The organism is Streptomyces sp. NPDC058619 (genome assembly GCF_042717785.1).
Taxonomy (GTDB): Bacteria; Actinomycetota; Actinomycetes; order Streptomycetales; family Streptomycetaceae; genus Streptomyces.
In genome coordinates, this window is sequence record NZ_JBHXQN010000031.1 from 18,565 (window position 1) to 27,238 (window position 8,674).

The following is an 8,674-nucleotide window of genomic DNA, read 5'->3' on the forward strand; positions in this document are numbered from 1 at the left end:
GTGGCTCAGCGCACCAGACGGTTCATCAGCCGGTCCAGTTCGGCCGTCGGGTCCGCCGTGAGGCCGCCGTGCACCGGTCCGGTCTGGACGACCGCGCTGCGCGGGGCCGTCAGCCAGCCGAACCGCGAGCGCAGCGTGCCGGCGCCGGCCTGGCCGGCCTTAGGGTCGCCCGCGCAGATGGCGCGGATCGCTTCAAGGGCGTCGGTGACACCGGTCAGGTCGACCGCGGGGTCCAGGGCGCGCAGGCGTGCGGCGTCGATGTGGATCTCGGCCGCAAGGAAGTCGGCTTGCTTGCAGTAGAGCAGCGCGCCGACGTTGATCCGCTCGCCGCGGTCCACGCGGGGAACGGCTTGCAGCAGCGCGTAGTCGAAACCGAGGGACGGGGAGACGCGAGTGCTCATGCCGCCACCTCCGGCCACCAGGCGCGCTCGCCCGCGAGACGGGCCAGCAGGTATTCGCAGTAGCGTTCGCGCAGGGTTTGCGGGTCCGCGCCGTTCGCCGAGTTCATGTTGACCAGGAAGTCGTCGGGCACGAGTCCGAGGATCCGCTTCAGCGCCTCCGGCGTCACGAGGGCGGCCAGCTCGGCGTCGAGGGCGTCGAGGACCGGGGAGGTCAGCGTGGACACCCGCTCGGACAGGACGTGCGAGCCCAATCCGTAGTCCCGGTTGGCCCAGCCGTCCACCGACGGCCACGAGTGCTGGAAGATCAGCGCCGCACCGTGGTCGATCGCCCACAACTGCCGGTGCCAGATTAGCAGGTTGGGGTTGGACCAGGTGCGGTCCACATTGGCCGTCAGGGCGTCCAGCCAGTAGATGCGGGCGGCCTCCTCCGCCGGCGCCCGCCAGGCGATGCCGTCGTAGCCGACCGAGCCGGGCAGGAAGTCCATGGCCAGATTGGGGCCGGTGCTGGCCTGGAGGAGCTGTTGCACCTCCTGGTCCGGCTCGCGCCGGGCCAGTTCGACGTCCACGTCGAGGAGGACCAGGTCGGGGACCCGGATGCCGAGGTGCCGACCGAGCTCACCGACCACGATCTCGGCGACGAGGGCCGCGCTTCCCTGGCCGGCTCCCCGGAACTTGACGACATAGGTGCCGTCGTTGTCGGCCTCGACGATGCCGGGAAGCGAACCGCCCTCGCGCAGCGCCGTCAGATATTGCGTTCCTTTTACTTCTTGCAGCATGTCGATCACCCTACTGGCGCAAGATGGGCCCTCCAAGGGTGTGATCGACTTCCGGCCATTGACCCGGCGGCCCCGTGCGGGACGACCGAACGGGGTTCGACGAGTTATTTGGCTGATTTCCTACGGAGCCCACGGAGGGAATCCTCTTGCCTCCCGTGGATTTCAGCCACCGTATCGAATGCGGCCGAAGTTTTGCCTGCGGTCACCGGTTACCGGTCACGGTCGCCGGACACCGCGGGTGCGGGGGACGGCCGGTACGACGATCCCCGTAGCCACGTACTCGACGCCCTCCCGGACGACGGTTCGCCAGTGCCCGGTGAAGGTGTTCACCCGGCGCCCGCCCACCACCGGGCCCGGCACGTGCAGCGAACTGCTGAAGGTGCCCCGCTCCGGATCGGGGGTGATGGTGCAGTCGCTGAAATCCAGCAGCTGGCCCATGAGCGGGAAGCAGGTCTTGTATGTGCTCTCCTTCGCGCTGAACAGCAGCCTGTCCCAGGCCACGGCGGGATGGGACAGGGTGAGACGGTCCAGCGTGCGCCGCTCCTCGGGCGAGGCCACCATCCGCTCGACGCCCTTGGGCAGCACGGAGTTCGGTTCGGCGTCGATCCCGACCGCGGCGACCGTCGCGGTCCTGGCGACCGCCGCCGCACGGTAGCCGGGGCAATGGGTCATGCTGCCCGCGACGCCCTCGGGCCAGACCGGCGCCCCCGCGGGACCGGGAAGGATCGGCCCCGGCGGCACCCCGAGCCGGGCCAATGCCGTGCGGGCGCACAGCCGGACGGTGGCGAATTCTCGTCGGCGCTTGTCGACCGCGCGCTTCACCCTGTCCGCTTCCTCCGGGTAGAGGTGGATGTCCGGTGGGTCGGCGAACAGCTCCACGATCACGACGTCCGGCAGCGTACCGGCGAGTAGGCCGGGCCCGGCGACGATGGGGCGCGGCCTGGGCCCCGACCCCGTGCGGCTCACGGGATTCGCGCCATCAGGCCAGGTCGGCCCGGGTTCCCGTACTGGATGGTGGATGCCGAGATCCGGCTCTGGAATTCCTGACACGAGCGACCCCTCCACTTGCGTAACCAGGCATGATCATCCACGATGCATTCTTGTCGGCCTTCGAATTCCGGTGACGGGGGAAGGGGCCGAGTCGAGGGTAGTTTCAATGGTCAACCACCTCGGTGGTCACTGTGCTATACAGAGCCTTGCAGGAGTAGTTTCAATGGTCAGCTACTTCGACGGCCGTTGTGCTAGACAGGTCTTCAGGCAAATACATCGGGGGATGTGGATGATTCAGCGCTGCTATCAGTCGTGGCCGCATCCGGGTCGGCGCGCACACCGGCCCGCGGCGGCCGCCGAGCGTACTGCGGCCGGACGGGTGCCCATATGCTGACCCGCAGGATCGTCCTCGGCCTCCCCGCACTCTCCGTCGGCGGCCTCTCCGAGAACTGGCTGTTACGCGAAGCCGGCGACCTCCACTGGTCGCTGATCGGCGAGCACTTCGGCCTCCCGGTCGCCGAACTCGCCGACGCCTACGGCGAACGGCTGCTGCCCGCCTTCACCCGCGCCCGGCTCACCGCGGCCGACTCCCTCCGCTTCTTCACCGAGCACGACGAGGGAGAACTGACCGGCACGCTCGCCCGACTCGACGAGCACGCCTTCGTCAGCGACATCCGCTTCGCCACGCCCACGACGTCGGTCGACGTCCGGCTGCTGACCTCCTTCGTCCGCCGGGGCCCCGGCAACTGGCTCGTCCCCGGCACCCCGCGGAACGAAGGCCGCGGTCCCGTGGCGGACGCGAGCGCGGAACACCGTCACTTCCAGGGCGAGTTCCGAGCCCTGACCCAGCAGGAGCCCGACGGCGCCACCGGTCTGTACACCGACACGTACGAACTGAACCCCTTCGCGGACGTGAACGCGGCGGGCCTGCTCTACTTCGCCTCGTACCCACACATCAACGACCGCGGCGAGCGCAAGTACGTACGGTCGGTGGTGCCCGGCGGCGAGTGGGCCGTCGACGCCGTCACCCTCAGCCGGGACATCGTCTACCTCGGCAACTGCGGCCTGGCCGACGCCGTGCGCTACCGCCTGGACGGGTGCCGGCGGGAGTCGGAGGACCGGGTGGTCCTCACCTCCTCCCTCCTGCGGGAACGCGACGGCCGGACGCTCGCCCGCCTGGAGACCGTCAAGCGGCTCGTCCGGCCCGAGGCCTTCGCGGCCCTCCTGGGCGACGGCGCGGCCCCGGTCGCGATCGACTCCGCCTCTCCTTCTCCTGCTGCTTCCTATTCCGAGCCGCCGCGCGCTTCCCTGCCCGAAGACCTCGAAAGCCGGCTCCTGGCCCTGCTGGAGACCGTGCTCGGGGAGCCCGCCGGCTCGCTGACTGCGGACGACGACCTGCGCCCGCGCGGACTGGACAGCCTGTCCCTGTCGGAGGCCGCCGTACGGGCCGAGGACGAGATCGGCTGCGAGATCGACCCCAGCACCTTGTTCCAGGCGTTCACGGTCACCGCCATGGCCCGCGTCCTGCGCGGCGAACGCCCGGATCCGGCCGCGGCCGTACCGTCGGCGGAGGGTCGCGCCGCCGTGCCGATTGCCGTGATCGGCATGGCCGGCCGGTTCCCCGGCGCGCGGAGCGTGCCCGAACTGTGGGACCTCCTGGGCCGCGACGAGGACGCCGTCCGCGACGTTCCCGCGGACCGCTGGAACGCGGCCGACCATCCCGGTCTGATCGGCAAGGCGGCCCTGCTCGACGACATACGCGGCTTCGACCACGAGTTCTTCTCCATCAGCCCCCGTGAGGCAGCCCTGATGGACCCCCAGCAGCGGCTGCTGCTGGAGACCGTGTGGGCGACGGCCGAGGACGCCGGATGCGATCCGGCCTCGCTCACCGGCAGCCGCACCGGCGTCTACGCGGGCGTGTGCCACTCCGACTACGCCGCGCTGATCGCCCGGCACGCCGGGCGGGACGAGCCGCACCTGAGTGTCGCGGTCTCACCCTCCCTGGTGGCCAACCGCGTCTCGTACACCCTCGGCCTGCGCGGGCCGAGCGTCGCCGTGGACACCCTCTGCTCCTCGTCCCTGGTCGCCGTCGCGCAGGCCGTCGCCGCGCTGCGCACCGGCGAATGCGACCAGGCGTTCGCGGGCGGCGTCAACGTCCTGTGCGACCCCGACCGGCAACACGCCTACCAGCGCACCGGCGTACTGAGTCCGCGCGGCCGCTGCCACACCTTCGACGAGGACGCGGACGGATACGTCCGGGGCGAGGGCGTCGCCGCCCTGCTGCTCAAGCCGCTGGACCGGGCGCTGGCCGACGGCGACCGCGTGCACGCGGTGATCCGCGGCGTGGCCGTCAACCACGGCGGGCAGGCTCAGTCCTTCACCGCCCCCAACCCGGACGCGCAGGCCGACCTGCTCGTCGCCGCCTACAACGAGGCGGGCGTCGACCCGCGCACCGTCGGCTACATCGAGGCGCACGGCACCGGCACGCGCCTGGGGGACCCGATCGAAGTCTCCGGCATGGTCGCCGCGTTCGAGCGGCTCTACAGGCAGTGGGGCCACGCACGGCCCGCCGAGCCGCACTGCGCGGTCGGCTCGGTCAAGACGAGCATCGGCCACCTGGAGGCGGCCGCCGGAATCGCCGGCATGGTCAAGGTGATCCTGGCCATGCGGCACCGTACGCTGCCGGCCGCGCGCAACCTGAACCGCCCGAACCGGATGATCAAGATCGACGGTACGCCGTTGCGGCTCCAACGCGACCGCAGCGCATGGGAGTCGCCCGTAGGCGGCGGCCCGCTGCGGGCCGGAGTCAGCTCCTTCGGGATGGGCGGCACCAACGCGCACGTGGTCCTGGAGGAAGGTTCCCGCGCGGCGGCGGCCCCCGCCACGGCCGCTCCGGTGGTCGTGCCCGTCTCCGCCCGGACCCCGCAGGCGCTGCGGGAGGCCGTGGCTCGTCTGCTGGAGGCGGTCCGCTCACCGGACGCCCCGCCGCTCGCGTCGATCGCGCGGACCCTGCGCACCGGGCGCGCGGCCCTGCCGTACCGCGTCGCCGTCGAGGCATCGGACCTCGGCGAACTCGCCGCGCGGCTCACCTCGGCGCTCGACACGCCGCCGAATGCGCCCGTGAACGGGCAGTCCGAAGGGGCGGGGCCGGCCTGGACGGCCCCGGACGCACCGCCCGTCTCGCTGCCGACCTACCCCTTCGGCCGCGACCAGCACTGGGTGGCACCCGTCGCGGGCGCGGAACTCCTCACCACCGAGTGGGCGGACGCACCCGCGCCGGACACCGGCGACACCGGCCGGCTGCTGGTGGTCACCACCGACCCGGAACTGGCCCGTACGGTGCTCGGGGAACGCGCCATCGCGCACGTCCCCGGGGATCCCGTACCCGATCTGGCCGGCCTCGGCGGGATCGTCGACCTCGTCGACTGGGCCGCCCCCGGCACCCTCGTCACCGAGCGCATCGCACTGCTGCAGCGGACGCTCACCGCGAACCCCCGCGTCGGGCTGCGCTGCGTACACGTCAGCGGCGCCGAGCGCTCTGCGCTCGCGGGCTTCTACCGCTCCCTGTCCGGCGAGTTCCAGGCCCTCCACGGCCGCACCGTCCGCGTCGACGGCGGCGTTGCAGAACTCGCCGCCGCTGTCCGGGCCGAGAGCGCCGCCGTCGACCGGGAGACGGAGATCCGGTACGAGGGCACGCGCCGCCGCCGGCCCGTGGCCGCCTTCGCCCCGGCGCGGGCCGCCGAGGACCTGCTCGCGGGCGTCGACCGCGGCGCGGTGCTCATCACCGGCGGCCTCGGCGGCATCGGCCTGCGCCTCGCGGCCCACCTGGCCGACCGGGGAGCCCGCCACATCGTGCTCGTCGGCCGCTCCCGGGTGCCGGTCCGCAACCAGTGGGACGCCCTCGTCGCCGCACCCGCCACGGACCCGGCGCTGCGCGCCCGCCTCACCGCGCTGCTCGCCCTCGTCGAGCGAGGGGTGACGCTGACCGTACGGACCGACGCCCTGGAGGACGTCGCCTCCCTGCGCCGGCTGATCGGCCGGGTCAGGAAGCAGGCCGGCGGGATCGACGCCGTCTTCCATTGCGCGGGGGTGATGGACCCGCCCACGTCCTTCCTGTCCCGCACGCCCGAGGAGATCTCCCGGGTGCTGCGGCCCAAGACCGACGGGCTGCGGGTGCTGTGGTCGGCCTTCGGAGCCACACCGCCCCGGCTCATGGTGCTGTTCTCCTCCGTGGCCGGAGCGCTGCCGCCCCTCGCCGCGGGCCACCTGGACTACGCGGCGGCGAACGGCGTGCTCGACGACTTCGCCGCCGCCCACGACACCAGCGCCTCCGGGTGCGTGGTGCGCGCCCTGCGCTGGCCCCTGTGGCGGGGCGTGGGCATGGGGCTGGAGCGTACGAGTGCGAGCGGCGGGCTCGGCATCCCCGACCTCGCCGCCGACGACGCCCTGGAACTCCTCGACCTCGCCCTGCGGGTGCCCGGCGACCCCGTGTCCCTGCCCTGCCGGGTGGAGCGCGCCGCCGTGGCCGCCGGCGAGCTGTTCCTGGCACCGCGGCGCACCGCGGAGCCGCGCCCCGGACAGCAGCCCTCCGCCGGAGCCGTCGCCGTACCGGGAGCCGTTCCGGGCGTGGTCGTTGCGGGCCCGGCGGTGTCGGCCGTGGCCGCACAGGTCGCGACCGCACCGGCGGCGACCGCACCGTACGGTGAGTCCGCCACGGCGGCGGCGCCGGACTGGCTGTACGCCGTCGTGGCCCGCACCACCAAAGTCGACCCCGGCCTGCTGGGTGCCGACACCCTGCTCGGTGACATCGGCGTGGACTCGCTGCTGATGGCCGAACTGGTGCGCGACCTGGAGGGGATCCTCGGCCACCCGGTCGATCCGAGCCTCCTCCAGGAGCACCCGACGCTCGGCGGCCTCGCCGCCGCGCTCGGCGTACCCCCTGCCGGCCTCGAACCCGAGCCCGCCGGCCCGCCCGCCCCCGGGGCGCAGACGCAGCCGTCCTGGGCCCGGGCCGAACCCGGGGCGCAGGCGCAGCTCCGGACCCCCTCCCCGGACGGGCGGCCGAGGCCCATCGCCGTGATCGGGATGGGCTGCCGCCTGCCGGGCGCAGCCGACCCGGCGCAGTTCTGGGAGGCCCTGCTGGCGGGCCGCGACCTCGTCACCGAGGTGCCGGCCGACCGCTGGGACGTGGCCTCCCTCTACAGCCCGGACGGCGGACCGGGACGCAGCCAGAGCAAATGGGGCGGATTCCTCGACGACGCCGCCCTGTTCGACCCGGAGTTCTTCGGATTCGATGCCGAGGCGGCACGCCACCTGGACCCGCTGGCGCGCAAGGCGCTGGAGGTGTCCGTGGAGTGCCTGCGGGACGCCGGGTACCGCGAGGACGAGGTACGGGGAGGGGCGGTCGGCGTCTTCGTCGGCACACGCACGGGCAACCACCGGGCTCACCTGCAGCCCCCCGAACGGCCCTACATCGCCGGCGTCAACCAGAACTTCGTCGCCGCCCACATCTCGCACTTCCTGGACCTGACGGGGCCGAACCTCGTGGTCGACAGCGCGTGTTCCTCGTCGCTGGTGACCATCCACCTGGCCGCCCAGAGCCTGGCGTCGGGGGAGTCGTCGATGGCCCTGGCCGGAGGCGTGGACCTGCTGTTCGACGAGGAGCCCTACCTCATGCTCAGCGCCGGCAAGGCGCTGTCGACCAGCGGCCGTTGCCGTACCTTCGACGAGTCCGCCGACGGCCTCGTGCCGGGCGAGGGCGCCGGGATGGTGCTGCTCAAGCGCCTCGACGACGCCCTGCGCGACGGGGACCGGGTGCTGGCCGTGATCGAGTCCTCGGGCGTCAACAACGACGGCCGGACCATGGGGCACACCACGCCGAGCGGCCGCGCCCAACGCGCGCTGATCTCCGACGTGCTGACGCGCGCCGGGGCCGACGCCCGCACCGTCGGCTACGTCGAGGCCCACGGCACCGGCACGATGATCGGCGACCCGATCGAGCTCCAGGCACTGACCGCCGTGCACCGGACGTACACCGAGGACCGCGGCTACTGCGGCATCGGGAGCGTCAAGAGCTCGATGGGGCACCTGCTGAGCGCCGCGGGCGTCGCCGGATTCATCAAGGCGGTACAGATCCTGCGGCACGGCCGGCTCGTGCCCACGCTCCACTGCGACCGGCCGAACCCGCGCTTCGCGTTCGCCGATTCGCCCTTCTTCCCCGTCACCCGGGTCACGGACCTGCCGGCCGGGAGCCGGGTGGGCGTCAGCGCCTTCGGCTTCGGAGGCACCAACGCCCACGTCCTGCTGGGCCCCGGCACCCCCGGGGAACCCGGACGGCCGGCGCTGCCCAAGCCCGCCTACCGGCGCAGCAGATTCTGGCGCCTGCCCGCCGCGCCCGGACCGGCCGCCGCGCCGGTCCGCTCGGCCCGGCTCGACCTGACCTTCCCGTAACCCGGCGCGGCCGGGCCCGATCACGCCCCCGCATCGCCGACCACCAGGAGAGAACAC

General features: G+C 73.0%; 4 protein-coding genes. 1 reads left to right on the plus strand and 3 read right to left on the minus strand.

The genetic code is table 11. The features are described from left to right. Positions 1–5: 5 nt before the first annotated feature. The 3 genes from ACFWTC_RS26050 to ACFWTC_RS26060 form a co-directional block, all read right to left on the minus strand. Positions 6–401: a DUF3037 domain-containing protein gene (locus tag ACFWTC_RS26050; RefSeq protein WP_383925116.1), complete on the minus strand. Its 396-nt coding sequence runs from the start codon at positions 399–401 to the stop codon at positions 6–8. After that, complete coding sequence (locus tag ACFWTC_RS26055; RefSeq protein ID WP_384028629.1) at positions 398–1,177, minus strand: HipA family kinase; 780 nt, start codon at positions 1,175–1,177, stop codon at positions 398–400. Before ACFWTC_RS26055 ends, ACFWTC_RS26050 begins: the two co-directional genes overlap by 4 nt. A gap of 216 nt (positions 1,178–1,393) precedes the next feature. Continuing rightward, positions 1,394–2,143, minus strand: a complete 750-nt coding sequence (locus ACFWTC_RS26060) for a 4'-phosphopantetheinyl transferase (RefSeq protein ID WP_384028627.1) — start codon at positions 2,141–2,143, stop codon at positions 1,394–1,396. A gap of 411 nt (positions 2,144–2,554) precedes the next feature. On the opposite strand from ACFWTC_RS26060, the gene ACFWTC_RS26065 reads away from it, so the two are divergent. Continuing rightward, entirely contained in the window at positions 2,555–8,617 is a 6,063-nt protein-coding gene (locus ACFWTC_RS26065) for a beta-ketoacyl synthase N-terminal-like domain-containing protein (RefSeq protein WP_384028625.1), read from the plus strand. The last annotated feature ends 57 nt before the right edge of the window (positions 8,618–8,674 follow it).

What these genes read in the sequence shown, in the direction of transcription:
- ACFWTC_RS26050 (WP_383925116.1), bottom strand. Translation starts at nt 401, where the DNA reads ATGAGCACTCGCGTCTCCCCGTCCCTCGGTTTCGACTACGCGCTGCTG.
- ACFWTC_RS26055 (WP_384028629.1), bottom strand. Translation starts at nt 1,177, where the DNA reads ATGCTGCAAGAAGTAAAAGGAACGCAATATCTGACGGCGCTGCGCGAG.
- ACFWTC_RS26065 (WP_384028625.1), top strand. Translation starts at nt 2,555, where the DNA reads ATGCTGACCCGCAGGATCGTCCTCGGCCTCCCCGCACTCTCCGTCGGC.